This window comes from Corallococcus aberystwythensis, assembly GCF_003612165.1.
GTDB classification, from domain to species: domain Bacteria; phylum Myxococcota; class Myxococcia; order Myxococcales; family Myxococcaceae; genus Corallococcus; species Corallococcus aberystwythensis.
In genome coordinates this window covers 1-20,563 of the sequence record NZ_RAWK01000188.1, presented here as the reverse complement: position 1 = coordinate 20,563, position 20,563 = coordinate 1, and the positions used below count along the sequence as shown (strand labels likewise).

Genomic DNA, 20,563 nt, shown 5'->3' with positions numbered 1-20,563 from the left:
TGGGCGGGGCGTGGCTGGAGATGCTCGTGGCCTTCTTCGTGGGCGTCATCGCGGGCGTCATCCACTTCAGCACGCTGCGCTCGCAGCGGTTGAGCCTGCAGAAGAGCTTCTTCGCCGCGTTCGTGGGAACGCTGGTGGCGTTCGGGTTCACGCTCCTCCTGCCGCCCTTCAACGCCATGCGGGCCCTGTTCGGAGGGGTGGCGCTGCTGGTGCCCGCGACGGTGGTGACGGTGGGCTCGCTGGAGCTGGCCATGGAGTCGGTGGAGGCGGGCCTGTCCCGGCTCACGTACGGCCTGTTGCTCTTCATGATGTTGGGCGTGGGTATGGCGGCGGCGGGGACGCTGTGGGGCTTCGTCTGGCCACTGCCGCCGCATACCCAGGCACAGGCGTTGCCGCCGCTCCTGACGTTCTTCCTGGTGGCGGTGGGGGGCGTGGCGCTGGCGGTATGCATGTCGGGACGGCCGCGCGACCTGGCCTGGATTGTCGGCGGGGTGCTGCTCGCCTACGAGACACAGGCGGCGGCGAAGGCGCTGCTCGGGGACCGGGGCAGCCCGCTGGTGGCCGCGTTCGTGCTGGGCGTGGCGGGGCTGCTGTATGGGCGGCGCGGCAGGGGCCGGATGCCCGTGACGGTCATCATGCCGGGGCTGTTGCAGCTGACGCCGGGCTTCATTGGCACGGAAGCCATCGTCGCGCTGCTCGGCGCGGGCGCGGAGGACGTCCGGCCGTTCAACGTGCTGCTGGTGGCGCTCCAACTGGTGCTGGGGCTGGTGTTCGCCACGGTGGTGGTGCCGCCGCGCTTCTCCCCGGAGCGCGGCGCGTAGGGGCTACGGGCGCACGATGCAGCGGAAGCCGATGTGGCTGGCGCCGCTGTCCACGGCCTGGGGCGAGCGCGCCGCGGGCCGGTAGCGGCGGCAGTAGTTGGGCGCGCACAGGTGGCTGCCGCCCTTGAGGACGCGGCGCGGGATGCTGACGGCGGGCGTGGAGGGGTCCTGGCTGCCCTGCGCGGTGGAGGGGCCGCGCGGGTTGACGGGGATGCAGCACGCCTTGCCTTTGTTCCCCTGGTGGCGCTCCTGGTACCAGTCCGTGGTCCATTCCCAGACGTTGCCGGCCATCTCGTGCAGGCCGTAGCCATTGGGAGGAAAGGCGCCGACGGAGCAGGTGCCCTCGTGGCCGTCCTCGCGGAGGTTCTGCCATGGGAAGTAGCCCTGCCAGGTGTTGGCCAGGTGTTCGCCGTGCGGGGTGAAGTCATTGCCCCAGCAGAACTCGTTGCGGTCCAGGCCGCCGCGAGCGGCGCGCTCCCATTCGGCTTCGGCGGGGAGGGCCTTGCCGGCCCAGGTGGCATAGGCCTCCGCGTCCTCGTAGGCGACGTGGACGACGGGGTGGTCGCGGCGGTGCTTCAAGGAGGAGCGGCGGCCTTCGGGGTGTTTCCAGCAGGCCTCCGGGACATAGCCCCACCAGTTGGCGACGTTGCCCAGGTCCACGGGGCCCGGGGGTTTCTGGAAGACGAGTGAGCCGGGGACGAGGGACTCCGGCGTGGCCCCGGGGTAGTCCGCGGGATTGAGCGGGCGCTGCGCGACGGTGACGTAGCCGGTGGCTTCCACGAAGCGGGCGAACTGTTCGTTCGTCACGGTGAAGCGGTCCATCCAGAAGCCGGAGACGGTGACCTGGTGGGCGGGCGCTTCTTCCGGATAGTGGTGGTCGGAGCCCATCCAGTATGTGCCGCCGGGGATCCACATCATGTCCGGATGAGGCGCGCGTCCGGGGCGCGCGGCGGTGTCGGTGGGCTCCACGTCCGGGGTGGGTTCGAGGGTGTCGTTCCGGTGCATGGCTTGAAGTCCTCCAACGGAGAACATCCGGCCCTGCGCGCGGAATGACACTCGCACCGGGGGCCCGGTAGGGTGTCGGGCAGTGGAGGAATGGTCGCTCCACGGCCCGACGGACCCGGACCGCTACGTGTGCGACTGCTGGAAGCGGTGGATGAACTGCTCCACCTCATTGGCCAGGGACAAGACCTGGTCACTGACGCTGGGCTCTTCCTTGCGCTTTCGCTCCTCGTCCATCTTCTGTTTCACGCGCTCCTTCATCGGCCCGATGCTCAGGCTGCCCGGGGCCTGGCTGGGCAGGAACTCGATGAGGCTGTCCGCGAACTTCTTCACCAGCATCTGCGCCGGGACGAAGGTGAACATGCGCTCGGCGTACCACTGCGTGTAGAGGCCGGAGTGCGTTGCGTACTCGAACGGATCCGAGCGCAGGTTGATGAGGTACGGCCACGCCGGGCTGAAGCGCTTGCCGCTGAACCACATGTCCGGGCCCTCGCCGTCCTGGTACGCGAAGATGATCTTCCAGTCGTTGTAGCGGACCGCCGCGAGGTTGCCGCTGTCGAGCACGTAGATGAACTCGTGCCGGCTGCCCTCCTCCGTGCCCGCCAGCAGCCCTCGCTGGTCATACCCGTCCAGGTAGACCTTGAAGGTCTTGTCCCCGACCTTGTAGCCCTGCTTGCATTTCTCCGCGAGGTCCGTGGGGCCACCCGCCGCCGCCACCATCGTGGGCATCCAGTCCTCGTGCGCGAAGATGTCGTTGATGACGCGCCCCGGCTCCACCACGCCCGGCCAGCGCACCACGCACGGCACCCGCACGCCGCCCTCCCACGTGGAGCCCTTCTCCCCGCGGAACGGGCTGTTGCCGCCGTCCGGCCAGCCCATCTTCTCCACGCCGTTGTCGGTGGAGAACACCACCAGGGTGTTGTCCGCGATGCCCAGCTCGTCCAGCTTGGCCAGCAGCACGCCCACGATGTCGTCCAACTCCCGCATCGCGTCCGCGTAGAGGCCATAGCCCGTGGCGTTCTTGTACTTCTCCTGGAGGTACGTGAAGACGTGGGTGCGCGTGGTGTTGTGCCAGAGGAAGAACGGCTTGCCGTCCTTCACCGCGCGCTCCATGAAGTCCAGCGTCCCCTTCAGGAACTCGCCGTCCACCGTCTCCATGCGCTTCTTGGTGAGCGCGCCGGTGTCCTCGATGCGCTGCTTGCCCACGAGGCCCCAGCGCGGATCCTCGGTGACGTCATTGCGGTCCGTGGCCCAGCTGTGCAGCACGCCGCGAGGGCCGAAGCGCGCCTTGAAGGCCGGGTCCTTCGGGTAGTCGGGGCACTCCGGCTCGCACTCCGCGTTCAGGTGATAGAGGTTGCCGAAGAACTCGTCGAAGCCGTGCACCGTGGGCAGGTAGGGATTGGAGTCGCCCAGGTGGTTCTTGCCGAACTGGCCACACGTGTAGCCCAGCGGCTTGAGCATCTCCGCGATGGTGGGGTCGGAGTCCTGCAGGCCGTACTTCGCGCCCGGCATGCCAATGGTGGTGAGCCCCGTGCGCAGCGGGTTCATGCCGGTGATGAACGCCGCGCGGCCCGCGGTGCAGCTCTGCTGGCCGTAGCAGTCCGTCATCATCGCGCCTTCCTTCGCGATGCGGTCGATGTTGGGCGTGCGGTAGCCCATCATCCCCTGGTTGTAGGCGCTGATGTTCCAGATGCCGATGTCATCTCCCCAGATGACCAGGATGTTGGGCTTCCCCTTCGCCTGCTTGCCGTTGCCATTGCCCGAGGGCTTCGCCTTGCTCGCCATGTGCGACCTCCTGGGCACGAGGTGTCCACGGGGGCCCGCGCAGGCATCGTTTCGGGAGCCGGGGGCGGGCGGGTGTTCAGGAGGCAGGTCCGCGCTTCAGCACGGGTGCCCCTCAATGCGTGGACCCCCGCGAGTCGTCATGGGACGCGGGATGCGGCAGGTTGCGCAGCAGCTCCCGCATGCGCGTGTCCGCTTCATCCAGCCGGATGAGCAGGTCCTCCTGGCGGTGGCGCTCCTCGCCGTGCAGCGCCGCGCCCGCTTCGTCCACGCGCGAGCGCACCAGGTACAGCCCGTCCTGGATGAGGCGCCACTCCTGCCAGGCCTGCGATTCATGGTGCGCCATCCAGGCCTCCATGCCCGTGCTCACCTGGGTGTACACGTTCCGCCGCCCCACCTTCGCGAGCACGCCCGTGCGCTCCAGCAGCCGGAGCGTCGGCGCGTGCACGCGTGCCAGGGACAGGGTGATGCCCCGGTTCGACAGGTCCTCGTGCAGCCCCGCCAGCATGTCCGCGCCCGGCACGTCCAGGTCATCCGTCAGCTCCAGGTCCAGCAGCACCTCGCGCACCGGCACCTTCGCGTCGCGCACGCGTGAGAGCACCTCGTCCCGCAGCGACGTCGCGTTGGCGAAGAACAGCCCCTCGTCCGGCCGGAAGACGTGCAGGCCGGGCAGGGTGATGGCGGAAGACTCCCGGTGGGTCGCCGCCAGGTCCAGCGTCCCCGGCACCCGCCCCAGCTCGCTCAGGCGCGGCTGGCTGGCGCGGTAGACCGTGAGGAACAGCGACACGCCCACCGCGATGAGCAGCCCGGGCAGCACGTCGAACGCCAGCACCGCCACCAGCGCCACCGCCGCGCCCAGGAAGTCCGCCCGGCGCAGGCGCGCCAGCCGCACCAGCGCCTTCACGTCCATCATCCCCAGGATGGCCACCACCACGATGGCCCCCAGCGTGGCCTCCGGCAGCGCGCGGAACAGGCCCGTGAGGAACAGGGCCACCAGCAGCGTCAGCCCCGCCGTCACCAGCGAGGCCACCTGCGTGGTGGAACCGGCCTGAACATTCGCCGCGGACTTGGACAGGCTGCACCCCATGCCGAAGCCCCGGAAGAGGCCGCCGCCCAGGTTCGCCGCGCCCAGGCCCACCAGCTCGCGGTTGGGGTCCACGGCATACCCGTGCTTCGCGGCGAACATGCGCGCCGGACCAATGGCCTCCGCGAACGCCACCAGCGCGATGCCGCACGCGCCCGGCAACAGCTTCACCAGGTCGCCCAGGCCCACGTCCGGAATCTGGGGCGGCACCAGCCCCGCGGGGATGTGGCCCACGATGGCCACGCCCTTCGCGTCCAGGTGCAATAGCGAGGACACGGCGATGCCCAGCACCAGCACCGCGAGCGCCGCGGGGATGCGCCGCGACAGGCGCCCCAGCAGGAGCAACCCCGCGATGCTCGCCGCCCCCACGGCGAGCGTCAGCGCGTGGGTCTGTCCCAGGTGCGTGAAGATGAAACCCAGCCGCTCGAAGAAGCCGCCCTTGGAGCCCTCGATGCCCAGCAGCTTGGGCACCTGCTTGATGGCGATGATGAGCGCCAGGCCGAAGACGAAGCCGCTGAGCACGGAGCTGGAGAAGAACTGCGCCACGCGGCCCAGCTTCAGCACGCCCGCCAGCACGGCGACGGCGCCCGCCATCAGGGCCAGCGCGGCCGTGAGCGCCAGGAAGCGCGGGGAGCCCTGCTGCGCCATCGCGCCCACGGTGGCGGCGGAGAGCACCGACACGCTGGCGGACACCGCGACGATGAGCTGCCGCGAGCTGCCGAACAGCGCGTAGAGCGCCAGCGCCGCCGGGGTGGAATACAGCGCCGCCTGCGGGGGCAACCCGGCGAGCTGCGCGTAGGCCATGCCCTCCGGGATGTGCAGCGCCGTCACCGTGAGCGCGCCCACCAGGTCCTTCTTCAGGCGCGTCCGGTCATAGCCACGCAGCGAGGCGGCGAAGGGGCTGATGCGCTCAAGCCACGAGCCACTTCCCTGTCCGGACGCCGCACGCGATTGCTCAGCCATGGACACGAGGTGTCCACGCCTCCCGGCACGGACATCGTTCCGCTGGCAGGGCGCTCGGCCCGGCAGGGGCTGGTCCATCAGAAAATGTAGCGGAGGATGAGCTGGGCGTAGCTGAGGGTGGGTTCACCCGACTCCCGCATCTGGCCCTCCGAGTCCTGCGACCGCCGGGGCTCCGACTTGAGCGTGGTGGCCGCGCCCACGCCGAACTGCAGGTGCTGGCGGCCGGAGTAGTAGACGCCCAACGCCAGGGAGCTCGAATGCAGCGTCCGGTCGGGGTTGTACACGGACGTCTGCCGGCCGGTGCGGAAGAGGTACTCGCCCATCACCGCGATGGGGATGCCCAGCCCTGGACGCAGGTCCGCCGTCAGCGCCGCCGCCAGGTCCACCCTCACGGCGTACGTGTCCTGCTCCACGCGCGCTCCCGCCACGACGTCGAAGGGCTCCCGCTTCTGCCAGGCGTACTCCGCGGCGGCGGAGGCCTGGAGGGAGAAGCTCGCCCCCAGCGCCTGCGCGAGGTAGGCACCTCCGCCGGCGGATGTCTCGGAGGCGGGGACGAGCAGGGACTCGCGGAAGTTTCCGTCCAGCACGCTGTCCACCGTCAGCAGCGGGTTGTTGACGATGGCGCGCGCGAAGGGGAGCACCGTCAGCGTCTTGCCCCGGTCGTGGCCCACCGCGGCCCGCAGGGAGAGCTGGGTGCCGCTCGGCTCGTTGCGCAACAGCCGCAGCACCAGTCCGGCCTGGCCAATCAGGTCCAGCGTGGCGCCCTCCACGAACAGCGACGGAGGCGTGGTGCCCAGGGCGGTGCTGCCGCGCGCGAAGCCCGTCAACGCGAGCCAGTCCGTGAGCCGCAGTCCCACGTCCAGCGTCTCCTGCAGGCCCAGCAGCAGCGTGTCCCGCTGGCGGGTGTCACCCACCGGCACGTCCGGGATGTCGTAGCGAGCCACCCCCGTACGCACGCCGACGTGCGTGGTGATGAGCGCGCCCTGCTGGAGGATGGGGACCTGGAAGAGGTGCCCCTTCAGCATCCGCTCGCGCAGGGGCCGGCACTCCTCCGTGGGCTCCTGGGCCTCCGCGGCAAGGACGGGAGCAAGCGACAGGCCCAGGGCCAGGAGCAGGTTTCGCATGCCCGCCAACGTGGGAGGAAGCAAGCCCCGCGGGTATTGCCCGCACCGTCCTTGCGCCCGTCCACCGACGAACGTCGCCGCCTGCCTGCTCCACCCGTCGACGCTCCCGCTCCACCTGGCGTTCTCACGGCGGACAGGCGCTTCAGATGATGCTGGTCATGCCTGCCGCGCGACAGAAGGCTGCCGGGCATGATCACCATCAGTGCCTTCAAGTGGGTGCCGCCGTTCGCGCAGGGCGTGGTCCGTGACCTCCGGGTGAGGTGGGCGCTGGAGGAGGCGGGCCTGCCGTACGAGGCGATGCTCATCGACCCGCAGGTGCAGAAGTCCTCGGACTACCGCGCGCAGCAGCCCTTCGGGCAGGTGCCGGTGTTCCAGGAGGACGGCCTGACGCTCTTCGAGTCCGGCGCCATCCTGGTCCACCTCGGATTGAAGAGCGACGTGCTCCTGCCCACGGACGAGGCGGGCCGGGCGCGCGCGCTCACGTGGCTGTTCGCGGCGCTGAACTCCATCGAGATCCACATCCAGCAGCTCGCGGAGATCGACCTCTTCGCGCCGGACGCCGAGTGGGCGAAGCTCCACCGGCCCGACGTGGTGAGGATGATCCACAAGCGCCTGGGCGAACTGGCCACCTGGCTGGGGAACCGCGAGTACCTGGAGGACCGCTTCACCGTCGGGGACCTGATGATGTCCACGGTGTTCCGCATCCTGCGCCACACCGAAATCCTGGAGGCCCATCCCACGCTCAAGGCCTACAAGGAACGCTGCGAGGCGCGGCCCGCGTTCCAGCGCGCGCTGGCCGCGCAGTTGGCGCCGTTCCAACAGCACGAGCGGTCCGGGGCCTGAGGGTCATTGTCCGGACGCGGGCTTCCTGCGTTATCCTGCCCTTCCAGTTCCCTCCGGAAGCCCTCTCCAGGAGCACACCCCCATGCCCCGTGGCATCTCCAAGGCCGGCCTCGGCCCCTCTCTTCCGACGAAGCGCAAGCACGACGAGCTCACCTCGCCCATCCGCAAGCCGGAGGTGGAAGGACCGCCGGCAAAGAAGCAGCGGACGCAGGAGCAGCTTCCCGGGCAGCAGCAGTCGGTCCAGCGGCCGCCCACGGACCCCTCGATGCACGCCGCCTACGACAAGATGGCGCACGAGGAGATGCTGAAGAACCCGAAGTACGCCGCGCTGGTGGACGACGCCGCGAAGGCGTCCGACGGCAAGCAGGTCAACGTCGTGACCAAGGACCAGGTCCACGGCGGCATGTTCTACAAGAAGGACAACCAGATCGGCCTGCGGCCGGACCTCACGGGCCCCAAGCGCGCCAGCGTCATGGCCTTCGAGGCCACCAACGCCGCGCAGCAGAAGAAGTTCGGCCAGGTGACGAGTCAGGCCTTCCACAACGAGGTCGCCGCGGCCAGCGGCAAGAACGCCGTGGGCGGGGACTTCAACGCCCGGCGGGAGAACTTCGCCAAGAGCATGGAGCGCATCGAGTACGACGGCATCAAGCGCCACCACGACGTCATGAAGCACGGCATCGAGAACCAGGGCTGGCCCAAGGAGATGGACCGCTTCGGCAAGCGCCTGGAGGGCTCCGACCCCAGCTTCGACGGCTACTGGAAGCGCCAGAACGTCCCGGACGCGAAGACGGGCAAGAGCCACTCGGACGTGTACCGCGCCCAGTTCGACAACATCCACGCCACCGCGAAGAAGGTCGTGGACGACAGCAAGGCGAAGCAGGGAGTGAAGTAGGCCTGCTAGAAGGGGGGACATGTCCTCCTCCGCCATCCAGCCCCGTCCCCGCAGCGAGCTTGCCTCCGGCCGCTTCGGGCAGACCCGCTACATGATCCGCCGCAAGTTCTTCAAGCTGTTCGGCGGCGCGTTCCACATCTACGACGAGGTGGGCAACGTCGCCTTCTACTCGAAGATGAAGGCCTTCAAGCTGAAGGAGGACCTGCGCATCTACAGCGGCGAGGACATGCAGGAGGAGCTCATCACCATCCAGGCCCGCAGCATCCTGGACTTCGGCGCCACCTACGACGTCACCGACGCGGCGACAGGGGAGCGGGTGGGCGCGCTGCGCCGCAAGGCCCTGAGCTCCATGCTGCGCGACACGTGGCTGGTGCTGGACGTGGATGGCCAGGAGGTGGGGCGCATTGAGGAGGACAGCATGCTGCTGGCGCTCGTGCGGCGCTTCCTCACCAACCTCATCCCGCAGACCTTCACGGGCACCCTGGGCGGTGAGCAGGTGCTCAGCTTCCGGCAGCACTTCAACCCGTTCATCCAGAAGATTGATTTGGACTTCTCCATGGACACGCAGCGCCGGCTGGACCGGCGGCTGGGCATCGCCGCAGCGGTGCTCCTGTGCGCCATCGAAGGCCGCCAGTCCGGCGGGTGAGTCTGGCGCCTCAGGCGTGGCGTGCGCGGAAGGCCCGGCGCTATATGTCCGGGCATGCAAGCCCATCCCCCGCAGGTGCATCCGGTCCCCGTGCTCATCGTCGGAGGCGGCCTCGTCGGGCTGTCGGCGGCGCTGCTCCTCGCGCATCAGGGTGTGCGCGCGCTCGTCATCGAGAAGCACGCGGGCACCTCGCTTCATCCTCGCGCCCGGGGCTTCCATGCGCGCACCGTGGAGTTGTTGCGGTCCACGTGCGCGGGGGAAGAGGTGGAGCGGGCCGGAGCCGTCCCCGCTGGCACCGTCGTCGGACACCTGGTGGCCGTCACGCTCGCGGGGCCCGTGCATTCGTGGAAGACGCAGACCGTCTCCACGCAGCGGATGGACCTCAGCCCGTGTCCGATGGTCTTCCTGGGGCAGGACCGGCTGGAGCCCATCCTCCTGAAGGCCGCGAGGAGCCTGGGCGTGGAGGTGCGCTTCCGGCACGAACTGACGGGCTTCACCCAGGACGCGGAGGGCGTGCGGGCCACGGTGCTGGACCGCGACACGGGGGCGGTGTCCATCGTGCACGCGGCGTATCTCATTGGCGCGGACGGGGTGCGCAGTCCGGTGCGCGAGGCGCTCGGCATCGGTCAGAAGGGCAGGGGCTCCTTCGGCCACAACATCTCCACGCTCTTCGAAGCCGACCTCTCCCCCGTGCAGCGGGAGGTGCCGCTGGGCTTCGCGGTGCTCACGCATCCGGAGGTGGGCGGCGTCATCGCGGCCACGGACGTGAAGGACCGGTGGATCCACGCGACACGGCTCGACGTCTCGCGTGAGACGGCCGCCGACTTCACGGAGGCCCGGTGGACGCAGCGGCTGCGCACCGTCACCGGCATCGCGGACCTGATGCCCACGTTCCATGGGACCTTCGTGTGGGAGGCAGCGGAGCGCGTCGCGGAGCGTTTCAGTTCAGGCCGCGTCTTCCTCGCGGGAGACGCCGCGCACCAGATGCCGCCCACGGGAGGCTTTGGCGCCAACACCGGCATCCACGACGCGGCGAACCTGGCCTGGAAGCTGGCGGCGGTGTTGAACGGGCACGCAGGGCCCGCGTTGCTGGAGACCTACGATGCGGAGCGAAGGCCCGTGGCCGCCGCCACCGCGAACCAGGCCGGGCTGCTCGCGCTGAAGATGGCGAAGCAGGAGCTTCCAACTGGCGAGGAACTGTTCGAGGACGACGCCGTCACCCTGGGCTACCGCTACGGTGATGGGCCTCCGTTGCCGAGGACGTTCACCCCTACGGGCGAACCCGGTACGCGCGCGCCGCACGTGTGGCTGGACGGAGCGGAGGAGCGTAAGTCGACGCTGGACCTCTTCGGCAGCGGCTTCGTCCTGCTCGCGGGAAGTGAGGCGTGGCGTGGCACGGGCCGCATGCCACTGCGGATCCACGAGGTCCAAGGCTGGCAGCACGCGTATGGGGTAGGGGACGCGGGCGCCTGCCTCGTGCGCCCGGACGGCATGGTGGCCGCGCGGTGGAGTGCGCCCGTCCCGGATGCGGCTCAGGTCGTGAATGCCACGCTGGAAGCTCAGTTGTTCCGCGCGGAGCTCCAACGCGGAGCCCGTCCGGCAATGGGGTAGATTGCGCTCAGGAGGGGACTTGAAGGCATCCGCCATCACTGCTCGGGGTCTGCTGTTGCTGCTCGGAGCCTGCACCGCGGCACATCCTTCGGCGCCTGCTCTCGATGCGCCATCGAGGTTCGTCAAGACCGACCGCCTGGGCACCCGCACCTGCTTCACCGAGACGGGGTCGACGTGGCCTGACGTGCTTCCTCGCGGAGCCCTTCCCCTCGAACTGGGGCCAGGGCTCGAGATGCGGCCACGCAACCAGGACATGCAGGACCTCATGCAGTGCTCAAGCTCCATCTCACTGCGGGCCTTGAAGGAGGGCTCGTTGCTCCCCCTGTCTCCGGACAGCGAGGTCTACCGCTTCACCTGGATGCCCTCCTTCCATGTGCCCAGGAGCATTCGTGTGGAGCACCGGGGGAATGTCTACTCCCTGCACGTCAAGGAGGAGGGGAAGGACGAGGGCACACTGGCCATCGACCGGCGCATCCTGCTCACCCCTACCCAGTGGCAGGCTCTTCAGCAGCACCTGGAGGAGGCCCGGTTCTGGACCCTGGATCGCTTCGCCTCGCCACGCTCCGTTGTCTACGTCGACGGGGCGCAGTGGTTGTTCGAAGGAGGCTGGGAGGGACGCTACCGGGCGCTGGACATCCACAGCCCCGACCCTGACGGACGCGCGGCCCCCTTCTACAACCTGGGCGCGTTCCTGGTGGAGCTGGCCGGAATTCCAATGACCGAGGGCGCGCTGTACTGAGCGGCTCGAACAGGAGGGGTCTTGAAGGCATCCGCCATCACTGACCGGGGAATGAGCTGCCTCTTCCCGGGACTGCTGCTCCTGCTCGGAGCCTGCACCACGGTACGACCGCCAGCGGATCCACCTCTGGGGTTCCTCGAGGATGGGTTCGCGAGCAGTGGAACCTGCAGTACCGAGTGGCCGGCCCACCTGCCCGATGTCATTCCGCGAGGGGCTTTTGCCCTGACGCTGATGCCCGGTCTGGAGGTGGAGTTCAACGATGCGCGCAGCCAGCAGTTCATGCACTGCTGGTGCTCCGGCATGCTGCGGGCCTTGAGGGAAGGACCGCTGCTGCCCCTGGCACCCGGCAGCGAGGTCTACCGCTTCACGTGGATACCTTCTTCCCGTGGGTCCTTCGTCATCCGAATCGAACACCTGGGCCCTGTCCACTCCCTGCACGTGAAGATGACCGGCATGGAAGAGGGGACGCTGGCCCTCGACCGGCGCGTCCTGCTCACGCCCACCCAGTGGCAGGCCGTGCAACAGCGATTGGCGGAGGCCCGCTTCTGGTCCATCGACCGCTTCTTCGCGTCGCGCGGCCTCTCGTACCTGGACGGGTCGGAGTGGCTGTTCGAAGGAGGCCGGGAAGGACGATACCGGGTGTTGAGCCTCCACAGCCCCGACCCTGAAGGGCCCGAGCGCGCCATCCACGACCTGGGCGTGTTCCTGGTGGAGCTGGCTGGCATCACGCTGCCTGGCGGCCAGCTGTACTGAGACGTCCCGTCAGCGCACGCTGGCCCAGTACGGCTTGAGCGCTTCGCGGCTCGCGGCCAGCGCGGCCCTCGCGTCCGCGTTGGTGTCGCCGGACGCGAAGCTGTCGTCGCGCCCCGCCAGCACCTCGATGCACGCGTGCGCGGAGTTCGCTAGCCCCTCCAGCGAATAGCCACCCTCCAGCACCAGCACCAGCTTCCCGCCGGAGACCTCCTCCGCCAGCTTGCGCATGGCCGTGCACATCGCCGCGAAGCCGCGCTCGGTGACGTCCATGCCGCCAATGGGGTCGTCGCGGTGCGGGTCGAACCCCGCGGACACCAGCACCAGGTCCGGCCGGTACGCCTGCGCCACCGGGAGCAGCAGCTCCTGGAAGATCATCCCGTAGTCCGCGTCGGTGTTGCCGCCCGGCAGGCCGCAGTTGACCGTGAAGCCCTGGCCCTCTCCCCGGCCCACCTCTGGCGCCGCGCCGCTGCCCGGGTAGTAGGGGAACTGGTGCACGGACTGGTAGAGCACGTCCCGCCGTCCCCAGAACGCCGCCTGCGTGCCGTTGCCGTGGTGCACGTCCCAGTCCAGCACCAGCACGCGCTCGGCCCCCAACCTGCGGCCGGCCTCCGCCGCGATGGCGACGTTGTTGTAGAGGCAGAAGCCCATGGCCCGGCCCGGCTCCGCGTGGTGCCCGGGCGGGCGCACCAGCGCGAACGCGTTCCTCGCGTGCCCCGCCATCACCTGCTCCACGGCCTGCACCGCCGCGCCCGCCGCCACCCGCGCCGCGTCGATGCTGTCCGGGGACACCGCCGTGTCCTCGTCGATGCGCTCGAAGCGGCCGCCCAGCTTCTCCAGCGCCTCCAGGTGCGCCGGGGTGTGCACCGCGAGGAGCTCCGCGTCCGTGGCGGAGCGGGGCTGGGCCATCGCCGTGCCCGCGACGGGGTTGCGCGCCAGCACCTGGAGGATGCGCCGCAACCGGTTGGGCGACTCGGGGTGGCCGTCGCCTGCGTCGTGCTGGAGGAAGAGCGGGTCGGTGAGCAGCAGCGTCGCGGTCATCCCCTGGACCTTACGCATCCTGTCCCCGGGAACCCAGCGCCCGGACCTGGCAGGCGGGGATGTCCGTTCCTTGCCCGGAAGGGCCACCCTCCCTACAGTGGGCCGGCCTTGCCAAGTCGCCTCAAGAAACCCGGTCTCCGGGGCATCCTCCTGGGTTCGTTCGGTCTCGCGCTGGCCGTCATCCTGGGGACGCTCTACTTCGTCGTTCCCCGCCAGGTGGGCAACCACCTGAGGGAGCGCATGGCGCTGCACGCCCACGCCAAGGCCCAGGAGGTGCGGGACCGCGTCGAAGGCCAGGCGGACACCCAGCCGGTCCCCAACCTGGACGGCGTCTACCTGAAGGATGCCGACTTCAGCGTCGTGGCGGTGCTCGACGCCCAGGGCGTGCCCCGCGCCACCTACCCCTCGCCTCCGCCCGCCTGGTTCCGCAAGGGCCTGGAGCAGCGCCTCCAGCAGCGCCCCCTCCCACCGCTGGACGAGGTGGAGTTCGACGGCGACAACTGGGCGGTGTCCGAACCGGTGGAGCTCGCCGGCGGCGTGCCCGGGGAGGTCGTGGTGGTGGTGGACGGGACCCGGCTGGAGGGCGTGCTCCAGGCCCTGCGCCACACGGTGATGCTGGCCTTCCTCGTGGGCCTGGTGCTGTTCCTCCTGACGGCGTTCCTCATCTCGCGCGCGTTCATCCTCCACCCGCTGGACGCGATGATGTCCATGGCGCGCAAGCTGGCGGAGGCCGACCTCACCGGCCGCGCGGAGGTGCGCAACAGCAAGGACGAGCTGGGCCAGCTGGCTGAAGCCCTCAACCGCATGGCCCAGTCCTGGCGCGACACGCTGGGCCGCGTGCGCGGCGTGTCCGACGTGGTGGCCGGCGTCATCGAGCAGATCCACCGCACCGGCACCACCGTGTCCTCCGGCGCGGGCACCGTGCAGTCGCGCGTGGAGGAGACGTCCTCCTCCATGGTGGAGATGATGGCCTCCCTGCGCGGCATCGCGGAGAACGTGGAGGTCCTCTACCAGAGCGCGGAGGAGAGCAGCTCCTCCATCATGGAGATGGCCGCCACCAACGACGAGGTGGCGGAGAACGTCCAGGCCATGGCCGCCAGCGTGGAGGAGACCACCAGCGCCATCGAGGAGATGACGTACTCCATCAAGGAGGTGGCCAAGAACATCGAGGACCTCTCCGCGTCCACGGAGGACACGTCCTCCGCCATCAGTGAGATGGACGCCGCCATCGGTCAGGTCGACGCGAACGCCAATGAGACGGCCCGCCTGTCCGAGCAGGTCTTCGAGGACGCGCAGACGGGCGTGGAGGCCCTGCGCAAGACGCTCTCCGGCATCGACCGCATCAAGGACACCAGCCGCACCGCCGCGGGCGTCATCGACAGCCTGGGCCGCCGCATCAGCGAGATTGGCAACATCCTCAACGTCATTGACGACGTGGCGGAGCAGACGAACCTGCTGGCCCTCAACGCCGCCATCATCGCCGCGCAGGCGGGTGAGCACGGCAAGGGCTTCGCGGTGGTGGCGGAAGAGATCAAGGACCTGGCCGAGCGCACCGGCGCGTCCACCAAGGAGATCGCCGAGCTCATCCGCGGTGTGCAGGAGGAGAGCCGCAACGCCGTGGTGGTGATGAACCAGGGCGTCAAGAGCGTGGAGGAGGGCGTGCAGCTGGGCCGCGAGGCGGAAGGTGCCCTCAGGAAGATCAACGACAGCACCCAGAAGTCCACGCAGATGGTGAAGGCCATTGCCCGCGCCACCGTGGAGCAGGCGCGCGGCAGCAAGCAGGTGACCGCGGCCATCCACCGCATCTCCGCCACCGTGTCGATGATCTCCCAGGCCTCCAACGAGCAGGCCCGGGGCGGCGAGCAGATCATGAAGAGCGCGGAGCGGATGAAGACGCTCACCCAGCACGTGCAGCGCTCCAGCCAGGAGCAGGCGCACGGCAGCAAGCAGATCACCCGCTCCATCGAGAGCATCAACGAGATGGTCACCCACCTGAACCGCGCCCAGAAGGAGCAGACCAAGGGCAGCGAGCAGGTGCTCAAGGCGGTGGAGACCATCAAGGGCGTGTCCGAGCACCAGACGCGCTCGGTGCGTCAGCTGGAGGAGGCCATCGACAACCTCACGCGCCAGGCGGAGATATTGCGCGCCGAGGTCCGCCGCTTCCGCGTCTGACGCGCTGTCCGTCTCCCCGAAGGGTCCATGCCCGAGTCGTCCGAGTCCGCCTCCTCCCGTCCCGTGTCCGAGCGCGCCGTGGTGCTGCTCATCGGCGCGGTGCAGTTCGTCAACATCCTCGACTTCGTGATGGTGATGCCGCTGGGCCCGGACTTCGCGAAGGGGCTGGGCATCGAGTCCTCGCACATCGGCACCATTGGCGGCAGCTACACCGCCGCCGCGAGCGTGGCGGGGCTCCTGGGCGGCTACTTCCTGGACCGCTTCGACCGGCGCAAGGCGCTGGCCGTGTGCATGCTGGGGCTCGTGGCGGCCACCGCGGCGGGGGGCCTGGCGCTGGGGCTGTCCACGCTGCTGTTGGCGCGGGTGTGCGCGGGCATCTTCGGTGGGCCGGCGACGGCGCTGTCGCTGTCCATCATCGCGGACCTCATCCCGGTGGAGCGCCGGGGCCGGGCGCTGGGCGCGGTGATGGCGTCCTTCTCCGTGGCCTCCGTGCTGGGCGTGCCGCTGGCCTTGAAAGTCGCGGAGCTGGGCAGCTGGCGGACGCCCTTCTTCGTGGTGGCGGCGCTGGGGCTGGTGCTGGTGGTGGCGGCGCTGGCGCTGTTGCCGCCGGTGCGCGGGCACCTGAAGCCCGGGGGCAGCGCGTCCCGGTCCGCGGGCGTGGCGGAGCTGCTGGGCAGCACCGACGTGCGGCTGTCCTACCTGATGACGGCGCTGGTGATGATGAGCGGCTTCATCGTCATCCCCAACATCTCCGCCTACATCCAGCAGAACCTGGGCTACCCGCGCGACCGGCTGTGGATCCTCTACGCCGCGGGCGGCATCGTGAGCTTCATCACGCTGCGGATGACGGGGCCGCTGGTGGACCGCCTGGGCTCCTTCCGCGTGGGCACGGTGGGCGTGGTGCTGGCGGCCCTCACCACCTACGTGGGCTTCGTGCACTACCCCGCGTGGCTGCCCATCCCGTTGCTGTTCATGGTCTTCATGCTGGCCATGGGCGTGCGCAACGTGGCGTACAACACGCTCACCTCGCGCGTGCCGGACAACCCGGTGCGCGCCCGCTTCATGTCGTTGCAGTCCGCCACCCAGCACATGGCCTCCGCGCTGGGGGCCTTCCTGTCGTCGCGCCTGCTGGTGGACCTGCCGGACGGGACGCTCGGCGGCATGGACACCATCGCCTGGGTGTCCATCGGGCTGGCGGCGGGCGTCCCGGGGATGCTGCGGGTGGTGGAGCGGCGGGTGCGCTCACGTGAGCAGGCCCGGGCCCTGGCGGTGCCCCCGGCCCAGGGCATGGCGGCGCCGCTGTCGCCCCAGGCACACCCCCACGCCTGATGGGGCAATGTGCCCCAGCGCGCCCGGCCGCCCGCCTCCCGGCCACGAGGCCATACGGACGCTGGACGGTCGCTGACGGTTGCGCGGGCCGCCAGTGGGCGCGATAACCCCGGGACGTTCCCTCCAAGGGGAAGACGACGACCCATGTTCAACATCGGCGCAGGCGAAATGGTGTTCATCCTGGTGGCCGCGCTGATCGTGCTCGGCCCCCAGCGGCTGCCTGAGCTGGCGCGGGCCATCGGCAAGTTCATGCGCGAGTTCCGCCGGCAGACGGATGACGTCCGCAACGTGGTGGAGCGCGAGTTCTACCAGATGGACCAGGACTTCAACCGCGAGCCCCCGCCGCGCCCGGGCACGCGCGTGCCGTCCCCGCCGCCGGAGCTCGCCCCGTCCCTCCTCCCGGAGGCCGCCCCGGCCAACGTGCTGGCGGAGCCCGCGCCCGCGCTCACCGCGACCCTGGACCCCGCGGCCGTGCCCGCGCCCTCCGAGTCCGCCGCGGAAGCGCCCGCCGCCGGCACCGACGCCAAGGCCGACACGGGTGGAGCGCCGGCGCAGGACGAGAACGGCCTTCCGCAACTCGCCCCCATCCCGGGTACGGTGGCGCGCAACGCGCCGAAACGGAGCTGAGCCCTGAACCGCCAAGGGGTTGACCTGTCGGATTTCCGCATGAGCCTGGCGGAGCACCTCACGGAGCTGCGGACGCGGCTCGTGAAGTGCTCGCTCGCGGTGCTCGTGCTGGGCGCCGTGTCGCTCATCTTCGCCAAGCCCATCTTCGGCATCTTGATGCGGCCGGTGCTGGACGCGCTGCCCCCGGAAGGGCGCTCGCTCGTCTACACATCCGGCATCGAAGAAATCAACGTGCTGATGAAGGTGGGCGTGTACTGCGGCATCTTCCTCACCACGCCCGTCATCCTCTGGCAGATCTGGGGCTTCGTGGCGCCGGGGCTCTACCCGGAGGAGCGCAAGTACGCGTCGCCCTTCGTGGTGCTGGGCTCCGTGGCGTTCATCGTGGGCTCGCTGTTCTGTTACTTCCTGGTGCTGCCCTCCATGTTCAAGTTCCTCCTCAACGAGGAGGAGACGCTCGCCCTGGAGCAGCGCATGGACACGGCGCGCATGGGCGGCGAGGACGCGCTGCGCTTCCTGCGCATTGGCGAGGTGGAGCGCGCCGGCCACGTGGCGAAGGAGACCAGCGCCGCGCTGACCGCCGTGGGCGAGGGCCAGGTGAAGGACCCGGAGGTCGCGGCCGCGAAGAGCGTGGAGCTCACCGCGCGCCTGAAGGGCCTGGGTGACCTGCTGGACGCGGCGGCGGACGGAATGGGCGCCCCCGCGCGCGGCGTGCTGCGCCAGGCGGTGGAGAAGCGCGTGGAGGCGGTGACGGCCTTCGGGAAGAAGGACTACGTCGCGTCGGAGGCGGCCATGGACCAGGCGGCCAGCCTGCTCGCGGGCGTGGCGCCCACGCGCGCGGAGGAGATGTCCGGCCTGTGGCGGCTGCAGAAGGAGCTGGCCAAGGGCCACGCGGATGCCGAGGCCGCGCGCTGGACGCGGCCCATGCTGACGATGAACGAGCAGCTGTCGCTGGTGCTGCTGCTCATCCTCGCCTTCGGCGTCATCTTCGAGCTGCCGCTGGTGATGGCGCTTTTGGGCATCGTCGGGGTCGTTCAGTCGAGCTGGCTCATCCGCTACCAGCGCCATGCGTTCGTGGTGTGCCTCATCGCCGCGGCGATTCTGACGCCCACGGGTGACGTGGTGAACCTGTCGCTCATGGCCGGCCCCATGCTGCTCTGCTACGAGCTGGGCGTGCTGGCGGTGTGGCTCATCGAGAAGCGCCGTGCGAAGGCGGAAGCCTCCACGGACATCACCCCGGCGGCGTAGGCTTCGGCGCGCATGAAGAGCCCTGCCGCGCGGCTGATGGTGGACCTGCGGTACCTGCGCGCACTGTCGCGGAGGTTCCGCAGCACGTTGCTGCTGGCGATGGTCCTCTTCGGGCTGGGGCCGATGCTGTACCACTGGCGCTACGTGGGGCCGGACGGGGACCGCATCTCCTACGGAGAGGCGCTGCACCACGTCTACTTCCTGCTCTTCGGCCAGCCGTCATTGCCGTACGTGAGCGACTGGCTGGTGGAGACGCTCAACATCCTCATCCCGCCGGTCAGCATCGCGCTGGTGGTGGATGGCGTGGTGCGCTTCGCGTACCTCTTCTTCGCGCGGCACAAGAACGACAAGGAGTGGGTCTCCGTGGTGTCCGAAACGATGAAGGGCCACGTCGTGGTGTGCGGCGCGGGACGCGTGGGCTACCGCGTGGTGACGCAGCTGCGGGAGATGGGCAAGGACGTCGTCGTGGTGGAGAAGCGCGAAGACGCGACGTTCGTGTCCGCGCTGCGCGACGAGAATGTGCCCCTGCTCATCGACGACACGCGCAGCCCGCTGTGCCTGCCGCGCACGAACGTGAAGAAGGCATCCGCCATCGTGTGCGCCACGGACGACGACCTGGCGAACCTGAACATCGCGCTGGACGCGCGGCGGCTCAACCCGGGCATCCGCGTGGTCATCCGCCTGTTCGACGACGACCTGGGCGCGAAGGTGCGCGACACGTTCAAGGCGGAGGCCCTGTCCAGCTCCTCGCTGGCCGCGCCCGCCATGGCGCTGGCGGCGTTGGACCCGCGGCTCATCCACTCGTTCCGCATCGGCAAGCACCTGATGGTGGTGTCGCTGTTCGTGGTGCGGGACAGCCTGCCGGGGATGAACATCTCCCAGGTGCGTGACCGCTTCGGCGGGCTGGCGCTGTCGCTCATCCGGGGCGACCAGGAGACGCTGCATCCGAACGGGGACGTGGTGCTCCAGGCGGGGGACCAGGTCACCATCCAGGCGTCGTATCCGGAGTACTGCGCCCTGCGCGCCTTCACCGGCGAGTCGGAGGCGCCGGCGTACGCGGACCACGACAACTTCCTCATGCCGGGGTACCGGCCCACGGGGTGAGTCTCCGGGACAGCTTGCGAGCAGGACGGCGGCCGATTAGGCAGGGCGCGCTTTCTTCCGGAGGCCGCCTTGCATCGTCGTGCTGTCATCATGGGTCTGCTGGCCGTTCTGTCCGTGAGCTGTGCGTCGTCCTCGCCGCGCTTGATGGGAGCGCAGGTGACGCTGGCTTCGCACGCGGACGCGCGCGTGGGCACCTACGTGTCGTCTCCCTGGGGCTTCAGCACGTCGTCGTATTGGATTGAAGGGCCCACGGGGCTCATCCTGGTGGACACGCAGTTCCTGCCGTCCGCGGCGGAGGAGTTCGTCACCTGGGCGGAAGCGGTGACGGGCAAGAAGGCGGAGCTGGCCATCGTGCTGCACGCCAACCCGGACAAGTTCAACGGCACGGACGTGCTGCGCAAGCGCGGCATCCGCGTGGTGACGAGCGACCAAGTGCGCGCGTCCATCCCGGCCATCCACGAGAAGCGCACGCGGGCGTTCGCCGCGCGCTATGCGCCGGACTACCCGGAGGCGCTGCCGCTGCCGGACAGCTTCGGCGGCCAGACCACGGAGCTGAGCGCGGGCGGCGTGACGGTGAAGGCGCACGTGCTGGGCGCGGGGTGCAGCGAGGCGCACGTGGTGGTGGAGTTCGACGGGCACGTGTTTCCGGGCGACCTGGTGGCGAACGACGCGCACAGCTGGCTGGAGATCGGCCGCACGGAGGCGTGGCTCCAGCGGCTGGAGGAGCTGACGGCGCTGCGCCCGAAGTGGGTGCATCCGGGGCGGGGTCCGTCGGGGGACTGTCTCGT

The 20,563-nt window shown here is 69.7% G+C and carries 18 protein-coding genes; 13 read left to right on the top strand and 5 right to left on the bottom strand.

All coding sequences use genetic code 11. From position 1 onward, the window contains the following. On the top strand, positions 1–821 hold an 821-nt coding region (locus tag D7W81_RS27395; RefSeq protein WP_147445641.1), incomplete at its 5' end, for a threonine/serine exporter family protein. A gap of 3 nt (positions 822–824) precedes the next feature. Here the strand turns inward: D7W81_RS27395 and D7W81_RS27390 are convergent. The 4 genes from D7W81_RS27390 to D7W81_RS27375 form a co-directional block, all read right to left on the bottom strand. Next, positions 825–1,826, bottom strand: a complete 1,002-nt coding sequence (locus D7W81_RS27390) for a formylglycine-generating enzyme family protein (RefSeq protein ID WP_120558345.1) — start codon at positions 1,824–1,826, stop codon at positions 825–827. A gap of 123 nt (positions 1,827–1,949) precedes the next feature. After that, a complete protein-coding gene (locus D7W81_RS27385; protein WP_120558344.1) occupies positions 1,950–3,608 on the bottom strand; it encodes an arylsulfatase in 1,659 nt (552 codons plus the stop codon). Between the two features lie 112 nt (positions 3,609–3,720). Next, positions 3,721–5,652 (bottom strand): SulP family inorganic anion transporter, encoded by a 1,932-nt coding sequence (locus D7W81_RS27380; protein WP_120558347.1) that lies wholly within the window; start codon positions 5,650–5,652, stop codon positions 3,721–3,723. 77 nt (positions 5,653–5,729) lie between these two features. Further along, on the bottom strand, positions 5,730–6,776 hold the full coding sequence (locus D7W81_RS27375; RefSeq protein ID WP_147445640.1) for a hypothetical protein: 1,047 nt from the start codon (positions 6,774–6,776) through the stop codon (positions 5,730–5,732). Positions 6,777–6,965: 189 nt separating this feature from the next. Here D7W81_RS27375 and D7W81_RS27370 point away from each other — a divergent pair, with 189 nt between their 5' ends. The 6 genes from D7W81_RS27370 (at position 6,966) to D7W81_RS27345 (ending at position 12,260) form a co-directional block, all read left to right on the top strand. Then, positions 6,966–7,619: a glutathione S-transferase family protein gene (locus tag D7W81_RS27370; RefSeq protein WP_120558342.1), complete on the top strand. Its 654-nt coding sequence runs from the start codon at positions 6,966–6,968 to the stop codon at positions 7,617–7,619. 82 nt (positions 7,620–7,701) lie between these two features. After that, entirely contained in the window at positions 7,702–8,511 is an 810-nt protein-coding gene (locus tag D7W81_RS27365; RefSeq protein ID WP_120558341.1) for a hypothetical protein, read from the top strand. A gap of 19 nt (positions 8,512–8,530) precedes the next feature. Then, the gene (locus tag D7W81_RS27360) at positions 8,531–9,157 is read left to right on the top strand and encodes an LURP-one-related family protein (protein ID WP_120558340.1); all 627 of its coding nucleotides are present in this window, start codon (positions 8,531–8,533) and stop codon (positions 9,155–9,157) included. Positions 9,158–9,211: 54 nt separating this feature from the next. Beyond that, positions 9,212–10,768: an FAD-dependent monooxygenase gene (locus tag D7W81_RS27355; protein WP_120558339.1), complete on the top strand. Its 1,557-nt coding sequence runs from the start codon at positions 9,212–9,214 to the stop codon at positions 10,766–10,768. A gap of 313 nt (positions 10,769–11,081) precedes the next feature. Continuing rightward, the gene (locus D7W81_RS27350) at positions 11,082–11,507 is read left to right on the top strand and encodes a hypothetical protein (RefSeq protein ID WP_147445639.1); all 426 of its coding nucleotides are present in this window, start codon (positions 11,082–11,084) and stop codon (positions 11,505–11,507) included. Between the two features lie 231 nt (positions 11,508–11,738). Next, positions 11,739–12,260, top strand: a complete 522-nt coding sequence (locus D7W81_RS27345; RefSeq protein ID WP_120558337.1) for a hypothetical protein — start codon at positions 11,739–11,741, stop codon at positions 12,258–12,260. Between the two features lie 9 nt (positions 12,261–12,269). Here D7W81_RS27345 and D7W81_RS27340 read toward each other — a convergent pair whose 3' ends face one another. After that, positions 12,270–13,298, bottom strand: coding sequence for a histone deacetylase family protein (locus D7W81_RS27340; protein WP_244227468.1), 1,029 nt, complete (start codon positions 13,296–13,298; stop codon positions 12,270–12,272). A 108-nt stretch (positions 13,299–13,406) separates the two neighbouring features. Here D7W81_RS27340 and D7W81_RS27335 point away from each other — a divergent pair, with 108 nt between their 5' ends. The 6 genes from D7W81_RS27335 to D7W81_RS27310 form a co-directional block, all read left to right on the top strand. Beyond that, a complete protein-coding gene (locus D7W81_RS27335; RefSeq protein ID WP_120558335.1) occupies positions 13,407–15,470 on the top strand; it encodes a methyl-accepting chemotaxis protein in 2,064 nt (687 codons plus the stop codon). Between the two features lie 27 nt (positions 15,471–15,497). Beyond that, positions 15,498–16,799, top strand: coding sequence for an MFS transporter (locus D7W81_RS27330; protein WP_120558334.1), 1,302 nt, complete (start codon positions 15,498–15,500; stop codon positions 16,797–16,799). 144 nt (positions 16,800–16,943) lie between these two features. Beyond that, on the top strand, positions 16,944–17,426 hold the full coding sequence (gene tatB / locus D7W81_RS27325) for a Sec-independent protein translocase protein TatB (protein WP_120558333.1): 483 nt from the start codon (positions 16,944–16,946) through the stop codon (positions 17,424–17,426). Between the two features lie 39 nt (positions 17,427–17,465). Next, entirely contained in the window at positions 17,466–18,671 is a 1,206-nt protein-coding gene (tatC, locus tag D7W81_RS27320; protein WP_120558332.1) for a twin-arginine translocase subunit TatC, read from the top strand. 12 nt (positions 18,672–18,683) lie between these two features. Then, the gene (locus D7W81_RS27315) at positions 18,684–19,775 is read left to right on the top strand and encodes a potassium channel family protein (RefSeq protein WP_120558331.1); all 1,092 of its coding nucleotides are present in this window, start codon (positions 18,684–18,686) and stop codon (positions 19,773–19,775) included. A 69-nt stretch (positions 19,776–19,844) separates the two neighbouring features. After that, positions 19,845–20,563 (top strand): MBL fold metallo-hydrolase (locus D7W81_RS27310; RefSeq protein ID WP_120558346.1); only part of this gene is annotated, 719 nt, incomplete at its 3' end.

Coding starts and splice junctions, on each gene's coding strand:
- D7W81_RS27390 (WP_120558345.1), bottom strand. CDS start 1,826: ATGCACCGGAACGACACCCTCGAACCCACCCCGGACGTGGAGCCCACC.
- D7W81_RS27360 (WP_120558340.1), top strand. CDS start 8,531: ATGTCCTCCTCCGCCATCCAGCCCCGTCCCCGCAGCGAGCTTGCCTCC.
- tatC (WP_120558332.1), top strand. CDS start 17,466: ATGAGCCTGGCGGAGCACCTCACGGAGCTGCGGACGCGGCTCGTGAAG.
- D7W81_RS27315 (WP_120558331.1), top strand. CDS start 18,684: ATGAAGAGCCCTGCCGCGCGGCTGATGGTGGACCTGCGGTACCTGCGC.
- D7W81_RS27375 (WP_147445640.1), bottom strand. CDS start 6,776: ATGCGAAACCTGCTCCTGGCCCTGGGCCTGTCGCTTGCTCCCGTCCTT.
- D7W81_RS27330 (WP_120558334.1), top strand. CDS start 15,498: ATGCCCGAGTCGTCCGAGTCCGCCTCCTCCCGTCCCGTGTCCGAGCGC.
- D7W81_RS27385 (WP_120558344.1), bottom strand. CDS start 3,608: ATGGCGAGCAAGGCGAAGCCCTCGGGCAATGGCAACGGCAAGCAGGCG.
- D7W81_RS27345 (WP_120558337.1), top strand. CDS start 11,739: ATGCCCGGTCTGGAGGTGGAGTTCAACGATGCGCGCAGCCAGCAGTTC.
- D7W81_RS27365 (WP_120558341.1), top strand. CDS start 7,702: ATGCCCCGTGGCATCTCCAAGGCCGGCCTCGGCCCCTCTCTTCCGACG.
- D7W81_RS27380 (WP_120558347.1), bottom strand. CDS start 5,652: ATGGCTGAGCAATCGCGTGCGGCGTCCGGACAGGGAAGTGGCTCGTGG.
- D7W81_RS27340 (WP_244227468.1), bottom strand. CDS start 13,298: ATGACCGCGACGCTGCTGCTCACCGACCCGCTCTTCCTCCAGCACGAC.
- D7W81_RS27355 (WP_120558339.1), top strand. CDS start 9,212: ATGCAAGCCCATCCCCCGCAGGTGCATCCGGTCCCCGTGCTCATCGTC.
- D7W81_RS27370 (WP_120558342.1), top strand. CDS start 6,966: ATGATCACCATCAGTGCCTTCAAGTGGGTGCCGCCGTTCGCGCAGGGC.
- tatB (WP_120558333.1), top strand. CDS start 16,944: ATGTTCAACATCGGCGCAGGCGAAATGGTGTTCATCCTGGTGGCCGCG.